The sequence below is a fragment of the Brevundimonas sp. genome (assembly GCF_013912065.1).
Classification (GTDB): domain Bacteria; phylum Pseudomonadota; class Alphaproteobacteria; order Caulobacterales; family Caulobacteraceae; genus Brevundimonas.
On sequence record NZ_JACESA010000033.1, the window covers coordinates 1 to 18142 of the forward strand.

Annotated in this window: 16 protein-coding genes and 1 tRNA gene; 13 read left to right on the forward strand and 4 right to left on the reverse strand. The window is 69.5% G+C overall.

The genetic code is table 11. The annotated features are described in order from the left end of the window. Positions 1-64 precede the first annotated feature (64 nt). The 4 genes from H2037_RS16470 (at position 65) to H2037_RS16485 (ending at position 2081) form a co-directional block, all read left to right on the forward strand. On the forward strand, positions 65-238 hold the full coding sequence (locus tag H2037_RS16470; protein WP_292124142.1) for a hypothetical protein: 174 nt from the start codon (positions 65-67) through the stop codon (positions 236-238). Positions 239-284: 46 nt separating this feature from the next. Further along, on the forward strand, positions 285-1304 hold the full coding sequence (locus H2037_RS16475; protein WP_292124144.1) for a fumarylacetoacetate hydrolase family protein: 1020 nt from the start codon (positions 285-287) through the stop codon (positions 1302-1304). A 53-nt stretch (positions 1305-1357) separates the two neighbouring features. Next, complete coding sequence (locus tag H2037_RS16480; RefSeq protein ID WP_292124145.1) at positions 1358-1894, forward strand: CcdC protein domain-containing protein; 537 nt, start codon at positions 1358-1360, stop codon at positions 1892-1894. Between the two features lie 102 nt (positions 1895-1996). Beyond that, positions 1997-2081, forward strand: a tRNA-Leu gene (locus H2037_RS16485). Between the two features lie 31 nt (positions 2082-2112). On the opposite strand, the gene H2037_RS16490 is transcribed toward H2037_RS16485, so the two are convergent. The 3 genes from H2037_RS16490 to H2037_RS16500 form a co-directional block, all read right to left on the reverse strand. Further along, a complete protein-coding gene (locus H2037_RS16490) occupies positions 2113-2283 on the reverse strand; it encodes a hypothetical protein (protein WP_292124146.1) in 171 nt (56 codons plus the stop codon). Positions 2284-2506: 223 nt separating this feature from the next. After that, a complete protein-coding gene (locus H2037_RS16495; RefSeq protein WP_292124148.1) occupies positions 2507-3358 on the reverse strand; it encodes an alpha/beta hydrolase in 852 nt (283 codons plus the stop codon). A gap of 63 nt (positions 3359-3421) precedes the next feature. Next, entirely contained in the window at positions 3422-5467 is a 2046-nt protein-coding gene (locus H2037_RS16500) for an AsmA family protein (protein ID WP_292124150.1), read from the reverse strand. Between the two features lie 187 nt (positions 5468-5654). On the opposite strand from H2037_RS16500, the gene H2037_RS16505 reads away from it, so the two are divergent. Next, positions 5655-5978, forward strand: coding sequence for a hypothetical protein (locus H2037_RS16505; protein WP_292124152.1), 324 nt, complete (start codon positions 5655-5657; stop codon positions 5976-5978). A 63-nt stretch (positions 5979-6041) separates the two neighbouring features. Here the strand turns inward: H2037_RS16505 and H2037_RS16510 are convergent, their stop codons facing one another. Continuing rightward, positions 6042-8165: a S9 family peptidase gene (locus H2037_RS16510; protein ID WP_292124154.1), complete on the reverse strand. Its 2124-nt coding sequence runs from the start codon at positions 8163-8165 to the stop codon at positions 6042-6044. A 112-nt stretch (positions 8166-8277) separates the two neighbouring features. On the opposite strand from H2037_RS16510, the gene H2037_RS16515 reads away from it, so the two are divergent. The 8 genes from H2037_RS16515 to addA all read left to right on the forward strand — a co-directional run. Beyond that, a complete protein-coding gene (locus H2037_RS16515) occupies positions 8278-8523 on the forward strand; it encodes a type II toxin-antitoxin system Phd/YefM family antitoxin (protein ID WP_292124156.1) in 246 nt (81 codons plus the stop codon). Next, a complete protein-coding gene (locus tag H2037_RS16520) occupies positions 8520-8906 on the forward strand; it encodes a type II toxin-antitoxin system VapC family toxin (RefSeq protein ID WP_292124158.1) in 387 nt (128 codons plus the stop codon). The genes H2037_RS16515 and H2037_RS16520 overlap by 4 nt, the downstream gene beginning before the upstream one ends. 40 nt (positions 8907-8946) lie before the next feature. Then, positions 8947-9804, forward strand: coding sequence for a 1-acyl-sn-glycerol-3-phosphate acyltransferase (locus H2037_RS16525; protein ID WP_292124160.1), 858 nt, complete (start codon positions 8947-8949; stop codon positions 9802-9804). Beyond that, the gene (gene tsaE / locus H2037_RS16530; RefSeq protein ID WP_292124162.1) at positions 9801-10262 is read left to right on the forward strand and encodes a tRNA (adenosine(37)-N6)-threonylcarbamoyltransferase complex ATPase subunit type 1 TsaE; all 462 of its coding nucleotides are present in this window, start codon (positions 9801-9803) and stop codon (positions 10260-10262) included. The genes H2037_RS16525 and tsaE overlap by 4 nt, the downstream gene beginning before the upstream one ends. Next, positions 10249-11346 carry an N-acetylmuramate/N-acetylglucosamine kinase AmgK gene (gene amgK, locus H2037_RS16535; protein ID WP_292124163.1) on the forward strand — a complete coding sequence of 366 codons (1098 nt, stop codon included), beginning with the start codon at positions 10249-10251 and terminating at the stop codon, positions 11344-11346. Before tsaE ends, amgK begins: the two co-directional genes overlap by 14 nt. A gap of 29 nt (positions 11347-11375) precedes the next feature. After that, on the forward strand, positions 11376-12071 hold the full coding sequence (murU, locus tag H2037_RS16540) for an N-acetylmuramate alpha-1-phosphate uridylyltransferase MurU (RefSeq protein ID WP_292124168.1): 696 nt from the start codon (positions 11376-11378) through the stop codon (positions 12069-12071). Positions 12072-12216: 145 nt separating this feature from the next. Then, on the forward strand, positions 12217-15324 hold the full coding sequence (addB, locus tag H2037_RS16545) for a double-strand break repair protein AddB (RefSeq protein WP_292124164.1): 3108 nt from the start codon (positions 12217-12219) through the stop codon (positions 15322-15324). After that, a partial coding sequence (addA, locus tag H2037_RS16550; RefSeq protein WP_292124166.1) for a double-strand break repair helicase AddA occupies positions 15321-18142 on the forward strand: 2822 nt, incomplete at its 3' end. The genes addB and addA, both read left to right, overlap by 4 nt.

The following is an 18142-nucleotide window of genomic DNA, read 5'->3' on the forward strand; positions in this document are numbered from 1 at the left end:
GTCATGTCGCGCTCGACCTCCTTTTCCTCCGGCCAAACCGGAGGAAAAGGAGGTCGAGCGCGACATGACCCATCCCGAACAGCTCGCCGCCCTGCGGGCCGCCGTGGCCCAGTTCAACGACCACTGGTGCCGTCGCGCCGAGCGGATCGCCGAACTGCGCGCCGCCCATCGCGCCCTCAGCACGCCGCGCGGCGGCGGACGCGGGCCGAACGGCGACGGCTGGTCTCAGGACCACTGATCCCCGCCCGGTTTCCCCCGGCGCGAATTCGGTCTAGGCCTGAGGCATGAAACTCGCCTCGCTCAAGCACGGCCGCGACGGCCGCCTCGTGGTCGTCTCGCAGGACCTGCACTGGTTCACCGACGCCTTTCTGATCGCCCCCACCCTCCAGGCGGCGCTGGACGACTGGGACTATTGCGGTCCCCGACTAGAGGCCCTGGCCGAGAGCCTGGAGCACGAGGCCGTGCCGCGCGGCCGGTTCCGCGAGCACGAGGCCGCCTCGCCCCTGCCCCGCGCCTATCAGTGGGCCGACGGCTCGGCCTATGTGAACCACGTCGAACTGGTGCGCCGGGCGCGCGGCGCCGAAATGCCCGCCAGCTTCTGGACCGATCCGCTGATGTACCAGGGCGGCTCCGACGGCTTCCTGGCCCCGCGCGATCCCATCCCTCTCGCCGACCCGGCCTGGGGCTGCGACCTGGAGGCCGAGATCGTGGTGGTGACCGGCGACGTGGCGCAGGGGGCGACGCGCGAAGAGGCCCTGGCCGCCGTCCGCCTGGTCGGCCTGGTCAACGACGTCTCGCTGCGCAACCTGATCCCGGCCGAGCTGGCCAAGGGGTTCGGCTTCGTCCAGTCCAAGCCCGCCAGCGCCCTGTCGCCGGTCCTGGTCACGCCCCAGGCCCTGGGCGAGCGCTGGAAGGACGGCAAGCTGTACGGCGAGCTGACCGTCCGGCTGAACGGCGCCGACTTCGGCAAGGCGGACGCCGGCGTGGACATGACCTTCGACTTCGGGACCCTGATCGCCCACCTGGCCAAGACCCGCTCCCTCTCGGCCGGAACCATCATCGGCTCGGGCACCGTCTCGAACCGTGACGCCGACGGCGGCCCCGGCAAGCCCGTCGCCGAAGGCGGCCTGGGCTATAGCTGCATCGCCGAGGTCCGCACGGTCGAGACCCTGCTGCGCGGCGCCGCCGAAACCCCCTTCCTGGCCCACGGAGACACGGTGCGGATCGAGATGCTGGACGACCACCACCACAGCATCTTCGGCGCCATCGAACAGACCGTGGAGCCGCTTCCAAGCCGGGCCTGACGACGCTAGATTGACGACCATCGGTCTCCGGGGGGAGGCGCCGGAGAAACGCGATGTCGCCTGAGAAGCTCATTCCGCTGCTGATCTTCCCGATCGTGCTGGTCCTGGTGCTGTTGAAGAACCGGCGCAAGCGACCGCTGAAACCTCAGTTTCTGTGGGTCATGCCCGCCATCGTCGTGCCGCTGATCGGCCTGGGGATCTGGGGCTCGACCTATAGTCCTCGCGCCGTCCATACGCCGTTCGGCCCCGACGCCTGGGAGGTTCTTGCCCTCGGCGCCGTCCTGGGCGGTATCGCCGGCTGGTATCGCGGCAAGACGGTCACCATCGAAAAGGAGCCGGACGGTTCGCTGATGGCCCAGGCCTCGCCGCTCGGCCTGATCCTGCTCGTCGTGCTGTTCGCTGGGCGCGCCGCCCTGCGCGACCTGATCCAGGGCCATGCGACCGACTGGCATCTGAACGCCATGGCCGTCGCCGACGCCTTCCTGGTCTTCGCCATGGGTCTGATCGTCATGCAGCGTGTCGAGATCTATATCCGCGCCAAGCGGGTGTTGGCCGGCGGAACCGACCGGCATGTGGAGGTGGCGGCCTGAGGCGGATCGCGGCGCGGATGACGGCTTCTCACGCGAACCTCATCATGAGGCGAAGACCTCTGGACCCGGCTTATGCCTCTGTGGCATGAGACCGGCTCCGCTGCGGGCGTGGTGGAATTGGTAGACGCGCTGGACTCAAAATCCAGTTCCGAAAGGAGTGCCGGTTCGACCCCGGCCGCCCGCACCACCTCTGTTTCGGCCTTTGGTTCGGAGCCTGCTCAGGCGGCGGGGCTCCACCACAGATAGAGGGCAATGAGGCCGAGGATGACCACGGCCGTCGCGCCGATCACGCCCGCGATGAGCCGAAAGCCACGCTGGGCGATCTGTTCGTCAGGGTTGCGGTGATCGACTTCGATCGGCGGCATGTCAGGCAGATCGTTCTTGTCCATGAACGCCTAACGCCGGACGCCGCCATCGGTTCGCGGCTGCCGGAAACGAGCACGGCCCGTCCCGGAGCCAGGAGGTTCGGCGCGAAAGTCGCGTCGGAGCCAGTGCAGGTTCGGAACGGGCCGTGATGATCGGTACGAACTGGATCCGACCGGCGGTCTTATTGGCATCAAGCAGCGTTGCTGAAAAGCCCTTAGTTCCCTAACGACAGTTAACACTGCCAGATCAGCCCAGGTTGTGGTGGAAGAAGGCCGTCACATCGGTCAGTACGGTCGCCTTCTTGCGGAACAGGGGCGAGAAGGTCGCCAACAGATCGGCATGGTCCAGGCCCGGATAGAGTTTCGCCTCCGACCGCCCGCCCACGGCCTTCATCCGCGCGTCGAGAATAGTGGTGTCCTCGGCATGGACCACGACATCGGCTGTTCCGTGGCCCAGCCAGATCGGCGGGGCGTCCGGACGCACGAAAGTCACCGGCTGGGTCAGCGTAGGGTCAGGCGCGCGGCCGAAGGCGTTTCGTGAGGCCGCCACGTCGAAGGGCAGGAAGTCATAGGGCCCGGCCAGGCCCGCCGCCGCCTTGATCAGGTCGGGGCGACCAACGGCCTGCATATAGCGACGGTCCAGGGCGATCATCATGGCCAGATGGGCGCCGGCCGAATGCCCCACGACCCCCAGTCGGTCTGGGTCGCCGCCATGGCGAAGGGCGACCTTCGCCGCCATCGCGGTCGCTGCGGCGGCGTCCTCGATGAAGGCTGGGAAGACGACCTGGGGCACGAGCCGGTAATCCGGCAGGGCCACGACGAAACCCCTGGCGGACAGGGCCTGGGCCGCCCAGCCGTAGAGATCGCGCGATCCCGCGTCCCAACCGCCGCCATAAAAGAAGACGAGGATTGGATAAGGCCCCGGCGCCGTGGGCGCATAGAGGTCCATCCGCTGGCGCGGGTCCTGGCCATAGGCGATGTCGCGCGCCACCCGCCGTGCGCCGGGGTCGCGCGGCCCCAGACTGTTGAGCAGGCTCAACGGCGAGCATGCGGCGGCGAGAAAGCCCAGGGCGGGCGCGAACAGGCCCCGGCGGGTCATGCGATACGATCCATGATCTGCAATACGCCGACGGAGGCGGTGCGGCTCAAGCCTGGAGTCATTTTATCGGGCGTTGGCGATCAACTGACCGCAGTTCGCATCCTCGGCAAGGCCCGGATCGACGAAGGCGAACAGGGCGGTGATGGGGGCCGCTACGGCGCCGAGGAGTCCGGCCAGCCCGCCCTGCCCCGCCACCGCGCCGACGTCGACGCCGATCCTCGGCGCGGTCAGGGCGCCCTGGACGGTGATCGGGGCCCATATCCGCAGCAGCCTCGGCTTCTTGGACTCGCCGTCGATCCTCAGATCGAGGCTTTCCTGGCCCAGGTCTATCGAGCCCGCGCCCTGGGCCAGGACGACGTCCGTGTCGATAACCAGGGTCCTGGCGGTCGCCGTGCCGCCGCGCACATCGAAATCGGCGACGGCGCACCGGATCTGGGCCGTCGACTGGTCGCCGCTCAGCAGTTTCAGCAGACCGGCGCTGGCGTTGATGCCCAGAAGTTCGGCGAAGGCGGCCCGCATCTGGCCATCGGGCACGACCAGGCTGAGCGAACCCTTGGAGGCCGCCGCGAAATCGTGGATCGAGGCGCCGGGACCCTCCAGCTTCGCCCGGCCCAAGGCGCGGCCGCTCAACGGAACCGAACCGTCGCGTGCGGGAATGATGGATTCCAGCGGATAGCCGGCCAGTCGCAAATCGACGACGCTGTAGGGCGTGTCGCGCGTCGCATTGATCCGCGCCGTTCCGTTCAGTTCGCCCCGGTTGAAATTGAAGCTGACAGGGTCAAGTTTCAGAATTCCGTCCTTCAGATCAGCCCCCAGATTCACCGCCCGCACGTCCAGATCGTTCGCCTTTACCGCGGCGGCGCGATAGGTCAGGGTCCCGTCCATGGTCCGCAGGCGTTCGGTCTGCAACGGGGCGTCGGGCAGCAGCTTGCCGCCGACGGCGACCGGCGCCTCGGTGTTCGTCCCGTTCTCGTTCGTCACGGTTCTGGCGCCCAGGACGGCGGCAAGGTCGTCGATATCCAGGCGACGCGAGGCCAGGCGCGCGTCGACCCTCAACCGCTCGGCCGCATCGACTCGCACATCCCCAGACAGGTCCGAGGCGCCGACACGCCCGTTGAATCCGTTGAAGGTCCAGACCCTGTCGTCGCGGTTCAGCGCACCGGAGAGACGATAGGGCGGAGTGTTGGGCAGGGTGACGCCGGTCAGCAGGTAGAGGTCCGACAGATCGCGGCCTTCCATGGACAATGTGGCGTCGAACCGGCCCAGATCGAACGGCCGGGTAATGGCGCCCTTGGCGTTCAGGCGTGAGCCGGCCCCGCTCACCTCGGCCTCGAACCGATAGGGCCGGTTGCGGCGAATGTTGACGAAAGGGCCACCCTGGATCTTCAGGGTGAGAGGCGAACCATTGACCGTGCCCTGGCCCGCCAGGACGAAGCCGGCGTCGCCGCCCGCCGCCTCGCGGGCGTCCACGGCGGCTTCCAGCCTCAGGTCGCGACGCTGATCGTCGAAGGACAGCTTGCCGTCCGTTATGGTCAACTGCTGGATGACCGGCAGTTTCATACCCTCGCCGGTGTCGGGCTTGTCGGGGTTCAACTCCCAGCTCTTGCGGCCGTCTTCGGTCGCGATCAGAACCACCTGGGGACGGGTGAAGCTGAGCAGCGGCATCTCGATCTGGCCGGCGAACAGCTTGCGCAGCCGCACCGAAGCCCGGATCTCGGCGACATCGGCCGTGTCACGATCCCGAGCCCAGTCGGGACCGCCGATCTTCAGATCGCGCACCACCGCCGACGGGGTCCAGCTGAACAGATTGACGTCCAGATCGCCGCGCAGGGCGATATCGCGGTCGTACTCAGCCGAAGCCCAGCGCCCGATCGGCCCACGCAGCAGGTTCCAGTCGAACAGGATCAGGAACAGGACGACCAGGGCGATCAAAAGCAGACCGACCCCCGCCGCCCATCGCTCCGCCGGGCCGGGATGGCGCACGGCGGCATAGACCGGGTCATTGTCCCGCACCCAGTCGCGCCATTCCCGCGCACGCCGGCCAGCCGGGTCCAGGCCGCTACGACGAACCCTAGACCACAATTCGTTCCACTTCAGCGTCTTGGCCAAGGCTCATCTCCGCGAGCCGACACAACGCGCCAACCGCGCTTTGGCGCCGAACGTTCATCCGCCGTCGAGCGAGTGCGATTTTTTAATCCGTTTAGCGCTTATTTGTCGTAAAAACTTTACAACGATGGAAATCGGCGCATATTTCATCAGAGTCCTGATCTTAATTCAGGCCATTGGAGGAAATTGAATGACCCGATTTGTTTCACCGGCCCTACCCGCCGCTCTGGCCGCCGCCCTAACCACCGCCTTGGTCGCGACCGCCGTCCCCAGCCTGGCCCAGACGCCGAAGCCGGAGCGGCCGGTCGCGCGTCAGGCTGTGATGGTCTGCGCCACCGACGCCGCCACCCGTCGCGCCCATCAACGCGAATTCGGCGTGGAACCGATCTTCGTCACGGCCCGCGAGACCCTGGCCGCCCGTTCGAACGGCGAATCCTGGTCCACGCCGCGCTGCATGACCGAGCGCGAATATGTTCGCCTGACCCAACTGACCCAGACGCGCGCCGGCCTCTGACGACGAAAAGGGGCGCGGCCTTTCGACCGCGCCCCTCCGCCGCTCTCTCTGTGACCGGTCCGCCTACTGGGCGGGGGCCAGGTATTTGTTGAGCCAGCCGAACACCTCGTTGTGCCACTGTAGGCTATTGGCCGGCTTCAGCACCCAGTGGTTCTCGTTGGGGAAGACGATCAGCCGGCTGTCGATCCCCCGGCGTTGCAGGGCCGTATAGGTCGATAGGCCCTGGGCGGTCGGAATGCGGAAGTCGAGGTCTCCCTGGACCACCAGCATCGGCGTGCGCCAGTTCTCGACATGGTTGGCCGGGTTGAACTTCTGATAGCCCTCGGGTTTGTCCCACGGCGTGCCGCCGTATTCCCACTCGGTGAACCACAGCTCCTCGGTCGAATAGCCCATGCCGAAGGTGTCGAAGACGCCGTCGTGATTGACCAGGCATTTGAAGGCGTTGGACCAGTTGCCGGCGATCCAGTTGATCATATAGCCGCCGTAGGAGGCGCCCAGGGCGCAGGCGTTCGAGCCGTCGAGGAAATCATACTTCTGCTGCGCTGCGGCCCAGCCCTTCTGCAGGTCTTCCAGCGGGCGGTCGCCCCAGTGCTGGCTGATCGCGTCGGTGAAGGCCTGGCCGTAGCCGGTGGAACCGTGGAAATCGATCATCACCACCGCATAGCCGGCGCCGGCATAGGTTTCCGGGTTCCAGCGATAGGACCAGCCGTCGCCGAACGAGCCTTGCGGGCCGCCGTGGATCAGGAAGGCGACCGGGTATTTCTTGCCTTCCTCATAGCCGACCGGCTTGATGACATAGCCGTGCACCGTCTCGTTGTTCCAGCCGGCGAAGCTGAACTGCTCGTATTCGCCGAAGGCCTTGGCGTCGAAGGCGGGATTGGCCTGGGTCAGACGGCGCGGCATCTCACGACCCAAGAAGGTCTTGAAATACAGATCGCTGGGCGATTTCAGACTGTCCTGGGCGAAGACGAAGCCCGCCGGGGTCTGCTGGAAGGCCGAAACGTGGCCCGGGCCGGTGATCGGGGTCGTGACGCCGTTGCGCGTATCCACCGCGAACAGCTTGGTCGAGCCGACGTCGCCGGCGGTGGTGTACAGGGTCTGGCCGTCGCGCGACCATTGCAGGGTATCGGCCGAACGATCCCAGTTCGACGCGATCTCGCGCTTTTGGCCCGACTGCACGTCCATCAGCACGATCTGATAGCGGTCGGCCTCAAAGCCCGGCCGCGCCATGGCGCGATAGGCCAGGGTCCGGCCGTCCGGCGAGAAGACCGGGCCCGCATCCCAGGCCGGATTGTCCTGGGTCAGGTTGGTGAAGGTCCCGTCGCCGGTCAGGCCATTGGTCCGCCACAGGTCGAAATTGGTGCTCCACGGCTCAGTCTTGCCGGCCAGGCGCGCCGAAAAGACCAGGGCGTCGCCGGCGGGGGTGAAGACGAAGTCGCTCTCGTCGCCGAACGGCTTGGACGGGATGTCGCCGTCGAAGCCCTTGGTGGCCCAGACGGGCCCGCCGATCGCCCGGCCGTCGCGACCGATCGACTGGACGAACAGATGGTTCTGGGTGTGGTCGTTCCAGGTGTCCCAGTGGCGCACGAACATCCGGTCATAGACCTGGCCCGTCGATTTCCGCTCGGCGATCGCCTTGCCCATCTCGACCGAGGCGTTCAGGTCCGCGGCGCCGGGATAGACGGCCAGGGACACGACGACCTTGTCCCCGGTCGGGCTGATCCGATAGGCGTTCACGTCCAGCGGCAGATTGGTCACCTGCACCGGCGTCGCCGTCGGCGAGGCCACGCGCCAGACCTGGCTGGCGCCCGACTTGCCCGACAGGAAGTACAGATTGCCGTCGGCGCCCCAGCGCGCCGTATTGGCGCCCTGGTCCGAGATGGCCAGACGACGCGGGGCGACATCCGGCGTGTCCAGATCCAGCATCCACAGGCTGCCGGTGCGACGGTTGGCCTCCATGTCCGTGGTCGTGACCGAATAGACGACATAGCGGCCATCCGGCGACACCTGCGGATCGCCCAGCCGGTTGGCGGTGATCATGTCCCGATAGGTGAAGGCGTCCGGCGTTGCGGGCGCGGCCGGAACCGGAGCGGGCGGAACCTGGGCCAGAACCGGCGTCGCCGCGATCAGGGCGCCCGACAAGGCGACGACCGCGACCGCGGCGGACAGAAGGGAACGATGGCGCATGGAATATTCCTCGCAAAGCTTGCTAGCGTCAGGGGTAGCACCGCCGTTCGCCCGGGGAAAGTTGCCGCCGGCCTGGGCATTAGCTAAGATGGTGGGACCAAGGGAGCGCGACATGACTACGGTCACCGTCCACTACGCCAAGACCCACCTGTCCAAGCTGATCGCCGCCGCCGAACGCGGCGAGGAGGTGGTGATCGCGCGCGGCGACAAGCCGGCGGTGCGGCTGGCGCCGGTGGAGCCGGCGCCGAAGCCCGAGCGCACGCCGGGGCGGCTGAAGGGTTTGGTCGCCATGGATGACCGCTTCTTCGACCCGCTGCCGGAAGACGAACTGCGTCTTTGGGAGGGTCGAGGCGAATGAGGCTGCTGCTCGACACCCACGCTCTGATCTGGTGGATGTCGGGGGAAGCAGGCCTTAGCCGCACCGCAGAGGCCGCGATACGCGACGGCGGCGCCCGTGTCTTCGTCAGCGCCGTCTCGGCTTATGAGATCGCCCTCAAACACGGTATGGGCCGTCTGCCCAAGGCCGGACCGCTGGCCGAACGGTTCGAGGCCGAGGTCGATCTCGAAGGTTTCGACATCCTGCCGATCACCGCCCGCGAGGCGTCCCACGCCGGCCGCTTGGACCATATGCACCGCGACCCGTTCGACCGGCTGCTGATCGCCCAGGGCCTGCTCAACGACCTGACCCTCGTCTCCAATGAACAGCTGTTCGACACCTTCGGCGTGGCGCGCCTCTGGTAGACTTGCTCCCTTTCCCCGAACCGGCGACAAGCGGTCGTCCATGAATTCCGCCGCCCTTCCCGTCCGCCGCTCGCCCCACATCGTCGATGTGCTGATCGCCGAGCGCGCCCCGCATTTGACCGCCTCGCCAGTGTGGCCGGTGGTGCGGCCGGCCCTCTATGGGCTGCTCGGCTACGGCGAGGCGGTGCGGATGGCCGACGCCATCCAGAACCTGTCGGGCGTCGAGGCCCTGACCCATGTGTCCAACCTGCTGTCGCTGCAGATCTCGACCCTGAATCTGGAGCGGTTGCCGACGACAGGCCGCTGCGTCGTGGTGTGCAACCACCCGACCGGCATCGCAGACGGGGTGGCGGTCTATGACGCGATCCAGCGGCGGCGCGACGACGCCGTCTTCTTCGCCAACGCCGACGCCCTGCGCGTCTCGCCGCGCCTGGGCGAGACGATCATTCCGGTCGAATGGGTCCAGGACAAGCGCACCCGCGACAAGACCCGCGCCACCCTGGCCGCCGCGCGCGCGGCCTTCGAGGCCGAGCGTTGCATCGTCGTCTTTCCCGCCGGGCGGCTGGCCCGCATGGCCAAGGACGGGTCCTTGACCGACCCGGATTGGGCGCCGACCGCCGCCTCCCTGGCCCGGAAATACGAGGCGCCCATAGTTCCGATCCATGTGTCCGGCCCCTACAGCCGGCTGTTCCACGCCTTCGACAAACTGTCCCAGGAGCTGCGGGACGTGACCCTGTTCCACGAACTGCTGAACAAGAAGCACAAGCCCTTCCGCCTTCAAGTCGGCCTGCCGGTCCCGGCGCAGCGGCTGGATATCGACCCGGTCCGCGCCACCTATGCGCTGAAAGCCTTCACCGAACGCGTCCTGCCAGCCCAGCCCGACGCGGTGTTCGCATGAACAATATCCTGCTGGAAGACGCCGAGGCCACCACACGGCTGGGCCAGGCGATCGCCCCTCTTCTGGCGCCGGGCGACAGCCTTCTGCTGTACGGGCCGCTGGGCATGGGCAAGTCGACCTTGGCGCGGGGCCTGATCCGCGCCCTGACCACCCCCGACGAGGACGTGCCCAGCCCGACCTTCACCCTGGTGCAGTTCTATGAGTCCGACCCGCCCGTGGCCCATTTCGACCTCTATCGCCTGACCCGGCCGGAAGAGGCGTTCGAGATCGGCCTGGACGAGGCCCTGGACGAAGGCTGCGCCGTCATCGAATGGCCCGAGCGGCTGGGCGAGGAACCCGGCCGGTTCCTGGGGCCCGACCGGCTGGTCATCGAGATTTCCGAACACGGCGACGGCCGTGTTGCGACCGTTTCCGGCGTAGGCCGGTGGGAAGACCTTATCGACCATGTCCGCTTCTGACCGCGAACAGCTTCGCCTCGACTTCCTGGCCTCCGCGGGCCTGGCCCAGGCCGCGCGCGCGCCCTTGCCCGGCGACGCCTCGACGCGACGCTACGAACGGCTGACCACGCCGGGCGGCGCCAGCCTGATGCTGATGGACCAGGCCCCGGCCGCAGAAAGCCCGCCCGCCGACCCGGCCTGGACGCCGGAACAACGCCACGCCGCCGGGTGGAACGCCGTCGCCCGCCTGTCGGCCGGTCGTGTCGAGGCCTTCGCCGCCGTCGCCGCCCATCTGAAGTCGCTGGGCCTGTCCGCGCCCGAAATCCCGGCCCTGGACGCGCCGAACGGCCTGGCGGTGCTGGAGGATTTCGGCGACGCCCTGTTCGTCCGCGTAATCGAGGACGGCGCCGACGAAACGCCCCTCTATCTGGCCGCCGTCGAGGCCCAGGCCGCCCTGCACGAGGCCGGGAACCCGCCGCAGACCCTGCACGGGCCCGGCGGAGACTGGCCCCTGCTGACCTATGACGAGACGGCGCTGCAGGGCGGGGCCGACCTGTTCGTCGAATGGCTGCCCCGTCTGGACGACCGCGTCGCCTTCGACGCCGCCGCTGTGGCGGAGTGGCGCGAGGCCTGGGCGACCCTGGTCGCCTCGGGCGCGGCCGGCGCCTCGGTCATGGCCCACCGCGACTATCACGCCGAGAACCTGATCTGGCTGCCGGAACGCGCCGGCGCCGCCCGGGTCGGCATGATCGATTTCCAGGACGCGGTGCGCGCCCACCCCTCCTGGGACCTGCACTCCCTGCTTCAGGACGCCCGCCGCGACGTCTCTCCGGCGCTCGAGGCCGAGGCACTGGACCGGTATTTCGCCCTGCGTCCCCAGGTGGATCGCGCCGCCTTCATGGCCGACTATGCGGGCCTCGCCGCCCTGAACGAGGCGCGGATCATCGGCATCTTCGCCCGGCTGATCGCCCGCGACGGCAAGCCACGCTATCGTCAGTTCCTGCCGCGCATGTGGCGGCATCTGAACGCCAATCTGGAACAGCCGGCCCTGGCGCCCGTCGCCCGCTGGTTCGACCGGCACGTTCCTGTCGAGGTTCGCGCATGACCGCCATCAAGACCGCCCCCAAGACAGCGATGGTCCTCGCCGCCGGCCTGGGCACCCGCATGCGCCCCCTGACCGACGACCGCCCCAAGGCCCTGGTCGAGGTCGGCGGCCGCGCCCTGATCGACCATGTGCTGGACCGGCTGGCCGAGGCCGGGGTCGAACAGGCGGTCGTCAATGTCCACTGGTTCGCCGACCGGCTGGAGGCGCATCTGGCCGCGCGCGGACGCGTGCCCCGGATCCTCATTTCCGACGAGCGGGCCGAACTGCTCGAGACCGGCGGCGGCCTGAAGAAGGCCCATGCCCTGCTGGGCGACGATCCGGTCTTCGTCGCCAATATCGACAGCGTCTGGATCGACCGAGGCGACGCCTTGGCCGACCTCGTCCGCCTGTGGAACCCCGAGACAATGGACGCCGCCCTGCTGCTGGCCCGCCGCGAGGGCTCCATCGGCTTCGAAGGCGACGGCGACGTCTTCCTGCGCGACGACGGCGGCCTGGCCTTCCGCGGCGCCGCCCCGTCCGCCCCCTTCGCCTATATGGGCGTCCACATCACCCGCCCCGGATACGCCGACCACGGCCCCGACGGCCCCTTTTCCCTCAGCCCCCTGTGGCGCAAGTCCGCCGCCGAGGGCCGCCTGTTCGGCTGCGTCCTGGACGGCGACTGGATGCACGTCGGCGACCCCCAGGCGCGGGACGAGGCCGAGGCGAAACTGGCGGGATTGGGGTGACGTCCTCTCCTTTTTCCTCGTCATCCTCGGGCTTGTCCCGAGGATCCATACGCCCGGTTTCAAAGGCTGCGCACCGGCCGCGACGGAGTCTATGGATCCTAGGCACAAGGCCTAGGATGACGGACTTTGACGGAGGGGCGCGACTGTGAACACCGCATCGCACTTCGATCCCTTCGCGGCCTCCAGCCCCCGCTGGTACGCCATCCCCGCCCACCGGCCCTTCCTTGAAGACCTGGCCGCAGGCGTCCTGGCCTGGCTGGGCGACCTGCCGCCAGAGACCCTGTCCGACGCCACCATCCTGCTGCCCAACCGGCGCGCCGCCCGCGCCTTCACCGGCGCCCTGTCGAAACTGTCCCAGGGCCGCCCCATCCTGCTGCCCCAGGTCCGGCCGTTGGGCGATCTGGAGGAGGACGAGCCCCCCTTCACCCCCGGCGCGCTCGGTCTCGATCTGCCGCCCGCCATCCCCGCCCTGACCCGTCGGTTCGAGATGGCGCGGATGATCGTCGAACAATTCGACCGCGACCTGACGCCGATGCGCGCCCTGGACCTGGCCGACGCGCTGGGCGGCTTCCTCGATTCCTGCCAGCTGGAAGAGGTCCAGAACCCCGAACGGATCGCCACCCTGGTCGACGGCGAAATGGCCGAACACTGGGAAAGATCGGCCGAATTCCTGGGTCTCGCCGTAACCGCCTGGCCCAAACGCCTCGCCGAACTGGGTCTGGTCGATCCCGCCTGGCGCCGCGCGACCCTGCTGCGCCGCCTCGCCGAACTGTGGGACCATACGCCCCCGATCCAGGCCGTCATCGCCGCAGGATCGACCGGCACCGTCCCCGCCGCCGGCGACGTGCTGAAGGCCGTGGCCAAGGCGCCGCTGGGCTGCGTCGTCCTGCCGGGCCTCGATCTCGATCTGGACGCCCAGGTCTGGGACCGGCTGGACGAACAACATCCGCAGAGCGCGATGAAGCGTCTGCTGGACCGCTGCGACATTCCTCGCGACGCCGTCCGCCCCTGGTTCCGCCCCCCCGCATCCCCCGCCGTCGAGGCGCGCGGCCTGGCCCGCCAGCGGCTGGTCAACGAGGCCCTGCGCCCCGCCGAGGCCACCGACGACTGGCGCCGCGCGATCCGCGACATCCGCTCGACGGCGGCGGCGCGCGGCGAGGCTCGCGACCCGATCGCCGAGGGGCTGCAAGGCCTGTCCCTGCTGAGCGTCCGCGCCGAGGAAGAGGCCGCCGCCGCCATCGCCCTGATGATGCGCGAGACGCTGGAGACGCCCAATCCTGATGGAACGGGCAAGACCTGCGCCCTGGTCACGCCGGATCAGGCCCTGGGTCGCCGCGTCGCCGCCCGGCTGGAGCGCTGGGGCGTCATCCCGGATTCCTCGGCCGGCGCCCCGCTGTCCCGCCTGCCCGCCGGCGCCCTGGTCGATCTGTGCGCCCGCTGGATCGCCGATCCGGTTCAGCCCCATCTGCTTCTGGCCGTCGCCAAACATCCGCTGGCCCGTTTCGACCTGGGCGACGCCGCTCAAGCCGCCGCCGTCGCCGCCCTGGAGGAGCACGCCCTGCGCGGCCCCCGTCCGCGCGACTTCGCCGCCGTCCGCCGCCGCCTGCTCGAGGCGGTCCAGCCCGACCGACGCGGCAAGGCCCCGCCCGAGTGGAAGCGCGACCGCCTGTCGGCCGCGACGCGCCTGGTCGATCATCTGCAAACCGGCGTCGAGGCCGCGACCGCCGTCTTCACACCCCACCCCGAAGGCAATGGCGCCGATCTGAACACCGCCGCCTCGGCCCTGACCCGGCTGATCGAGACCCTGGCCGGCCAGGACGCCTGGGCCGGTCCCGACGGCGAAGCCGCCGCCGCGCTTCTGTCCGGCCTGATCGAGGGCGGGGCCTCGCTTGGCCGTATCGACCGGACCGAACTGGCCGAACTGACCACAGCCCTGGTGCAGGAGACCGTGGTCCGCACCGGCGGCGCCACCCATCCGTCCTTGCGGATCCTGGGGGCCATAGAGGCGCGGCTGGTGCGCGCCGACCGGATGATCCTGGCGGGCTTGGAGGAAGGCGTCTGGCCCCAAGCCGCGCCCACCGATCCCTTCCTGTCGCGCCCGATGCGCAAGGCCCTGGGCCTGCCCCCGCCCGAACGCCGCCAGGGCCAGACGGCCCAGGACTTCGTCCAGGCCGCCTGCGCCGACGAGGTGATCCTGGTCCACAGCGAACGGCGCGGCGGCCAGCCGGCCGTCCGGTCGCGCTGGCTGTGGCGGCTGGAGATGCTGACCCGCGGCGCCGATGCGGCCGAGACGCCCGTCTCCATCGCCCGCCCGACCACCGTCCTCGACTGGGCCCGCGCCCTGGACGCACCCCCGCCCGGCCCGCCGCGCTTCGCCAAACGGCCCGAGCCGCGCCCGCCGGTCCATCGCCGTCCGCGCAGCCTCTATGTCACCCGCATCGAACGCTGGGTGCGCGACCCCTACGCCATCTACGCCCTGTGGGTTCTGGGGCTGGAGGCGATGGAGCGGCCCGGCGCCTCGGCTGAAGCCCTCGCGCGCGGCAACGCCGTCCACGCAGCCATCGAGCGGCTGACCCTGGACTGGCCCGACGACCTGCCCGACGACTGCGAGACCATCCTGCACGACCATTTGCTGCGCGAACTGGGCGCGCGCGGCTTCGAGGATGCGGCCATGGCGCGCGAGGCCCCGCTAGCCCGCAACTGCGCCCGCTGGCTGACCGATTTCGAACGCCGCCGCCGGGCGCGGGGCGTCGAGATTCTGGTCGAGCAACAGGGCGCCATGACCTTCGACGGCCCCGCCGGCCCCTTCACCGTCAAGGCCTTCGCCGACCGGATCGAACTGGCCTCGGACGGGGCGGCGGTGATGGACTTCAAGACCGGCGCGGCCCCCAGCGCCAAACAGGTCAAGTCCGGCTTCGCCCCGCAACTGACCCTGACCGCCGCCATCCTGGCTGACGGCGGGTTCGAACGCACCAACGGCCCGGTCACGCCCGACGAACTGACCTATGTCCGCGTGGTCGGCCGCAAGACGGCCGGCGAAGTCATCACCCGCGCCTCGGGCGCCGAGGCCGCCGACCTGACCCAGGCGGCGCTGGACGGGCTGAAACGCCGCGTCGCCCGCTTCGACGACCCCAACACCCCCTACGTCTCCTGGGCCGCGCCCCAGTTCATGGGCAACCAGGGCGGCAACTACGACCATCTGGCCCGCGTCTGGGAATGGTCAGTGATCGGCGACGGCGAGGACAGCGAATGACCTCCCACTCCCCCCAGATCATCGCGCCCCAGATCATTGCGGCCGACCCGCGCCTGACCGTCTTCGTCACCGCCAACGCCGGCTCGGGCAAGACCACCACCCTGGTCAACCGGGTGGCGCGGCTGCTGCTGGACCAGGTCGATCCCGGCGCCATCCTGTGCGTCACCTACACCAAGGCCGCCGCCGCCGAGATGCAGGCCCGGCTGTTCGATCAGCTGGGCGGCTGGGCCGTGCTGTACGACCGGGCGCTGGAACAGAAACTGCTGGAGCTGGACGACGGCGATCCGTCAGCCCTGGACGACGCCGCCCTGTCGCGCGCCCGCAAACTGTTCGCCCGCGCGCTCGAGACGCCGGGCGGGCTGAAGATCCAGACCATCCACGCCTTCTGCGAGAAACTGCTGCGGCGCTTCCCGCTGGAGGCCGGGGTCTCGCCCCGGTTCACCGTGCTGGAAGACCAGGCGGCGACCGCCCTCAGCCACGCGGCGCGCGAAGACCTGGCCCGCGCCGCCGTCGCGGATCCCGACGGTCCAATCGGCCTGGCCTACAGCCATTTCGCCGTCGAACTGGACTGGCAGAGGTTCCAGGCCCTGCTGTCGATGATCGAGGCCCGGCGCGCCGACCTGCTGGACTATGTCGACCGGGCCGAGGCCGGAACCGCCCCCGATCCCTGGTCCCTGACCGGCGCCGAGCAGGGCCGCTCGCCCGAGGATCTGGAACGCGATTTCGTCGCCTGGATCGACCCCCGTGAGTGGAACCGCATGGCCGAGGCCATGGAGACCGGCTCGACCAACGACCGCAAGATCGCCGACGCCATGAGCGTCGCCGCCCCGCCCCACGCCGGTTTCGCCGCCCTGGCCGGCGTCTTCTGCACCCAGGCGGGCGAGCCGCGAAAGAGCATGGGCACCAAGTCGGCGCCGCAAGGGGCGGTCGGCTGGCTGCTGGACCTCCAGACCCAATTCCTCGCCACGCGCGAGGCCTTACGCAAGGCCAAGGTCGCCGACGACACCGTCAAGGTCCTGACCCTGGCCCGCGCCCACGCCGCCTTCTACGAAAGCGCCAAACGGGCGAAGGGCGCGCTGGACTTCCCCGATCTGGTCGCCAAGGCGGTTGCGCTCCTGACCCAAAGCGGGGCGGCCGCCTGGGTGCTCTACAAGCTGGATGGCGGTGTTGAACATGTCCTGATCGACGAGGCTCAGGACACGGCCCCCGACCAGTGGGACATCGTCGAGGCCCTCACCGGCGAGTTCTATTCCGGCGCCAAGCCCGGCCGCACCGTCTTCGCCGTGGGGGACGAGAAACAGTCGATCTACTCCTTCCAAGGCGCCCGCCCCGAACAACTTCGGCAAAAGCGCGCCGACTTCCTGGCCCTGGCCGAAGGCGCCGGCGAACCCTTCGCCGGGCCCGAACTGAACACCTCCTACCGCTCGACCGAGGAGGTGCTGACCTTCGTCGACGCCGTCTTCGCCGATCCGGACCGCACCCGCGCCCTGACCGGCCCCCAGGGCGACATCGCCCGCCACATCCCCGCCCGCGTAGGCCAGCACGGCGCGATCGACCTGTGGCCCCTGTTCCTCGACGAACCGGCGCCCGAAACCGACGCCTGGGACGATCCGGTCGATCAGGAAAGCGTCGGCAGCGCCCGAAAACGCCTGGCCCGCGACCTGGCCCGCGAGATCCGCCGCCAGGTCGAAAGTGGCCTCGCCGTCTTCGACCGCAGCACCCGCGACCTACGCCCCGCCGGCTATGGCGATTACATCGTCCTGGTCCGCCGCCGCGACGCCACCTTTGAAGAGATCATCCGGGCGCTGAAGACCGAGGGCGTGCCCGTCGCCGGCGCCGACCGGCTGAAACTGTCCAGCCATATCGTGTTCGACGACCTGATCGCCCTGGCCCGGTTCGCGCTGTTCCCCGACGACGACCTGTCCCTGGCCGAGGTGCTGCGCAGCCCCCTGTGCGACGTGGACGAGGACGGCCTCTACGCCCTGGCTGGGCGCGAGAACCGAAAGCCGGGCCAGCTGTGGCGTGACCTGCGCGACCGGGCGCACGAACGCCCCGAATGGGTCCGCGCCCGCGACCTGTTTCAGGCCGTCATCGCCGCGCGCGGCGGCGACCCGTTCGCCTTCTTCTCCCTGGCCCTGAACCGGGTGGACGACTCAGGGCTCTCCGGCCGCGCCCGCATCCTGGCCCGGCTGGGCCGCGAGGCCGAGGAAGCCATAGACGAGACCCTGAACCAGGTGCTGGCGGCCGAGAACCGGGGCGCGATCGATCTGGAGACCTGCCTGGCCCAGCTGGAGGCCGCCGACGTCGAGGTGAAGCGCGAGTTGGAGGGGGCGCGCGACGAGGTCCGCGTCATGACCGTCCACGGCGCCAAGGGGCTGGAGGCGCCCATCGTCATCCTGCCCGACACCACCATGAAGGCGAAGGCCCAGGGCCCGTCGCTGATGCCGGCCGTCCCAAGAAGCGAGAACGGGGAGGACGAAGCCGAGGCCTGGCTGATGGCCCCCGGCTCGGCCAGGGACGACTGCCCCGCCTCCGCCGACGCCCGCGCCGCGCGCCAGGCCCGCACCGACGATGAGACCCTGCGCCTGCTCTATGTCGCCCTGACCCGCGCCCGCGACCGGGTCATCGTCATGGGCCGCGCCTCCAGCCGGGGCGCCGAGCCCGGCAGCTGGTGGTCGGTGATCGAGGAAACCTTCGACCGGCTGGGCGACCAGGTGCGCGAGGTCTATAACGGCGTCCGCCGCTTCGGCGTCGATCCCGAACGCCGGCCCACACAGGCCGCCGCGACCGCCTCAGCCGACGCCCTCCCCGCCTGGGC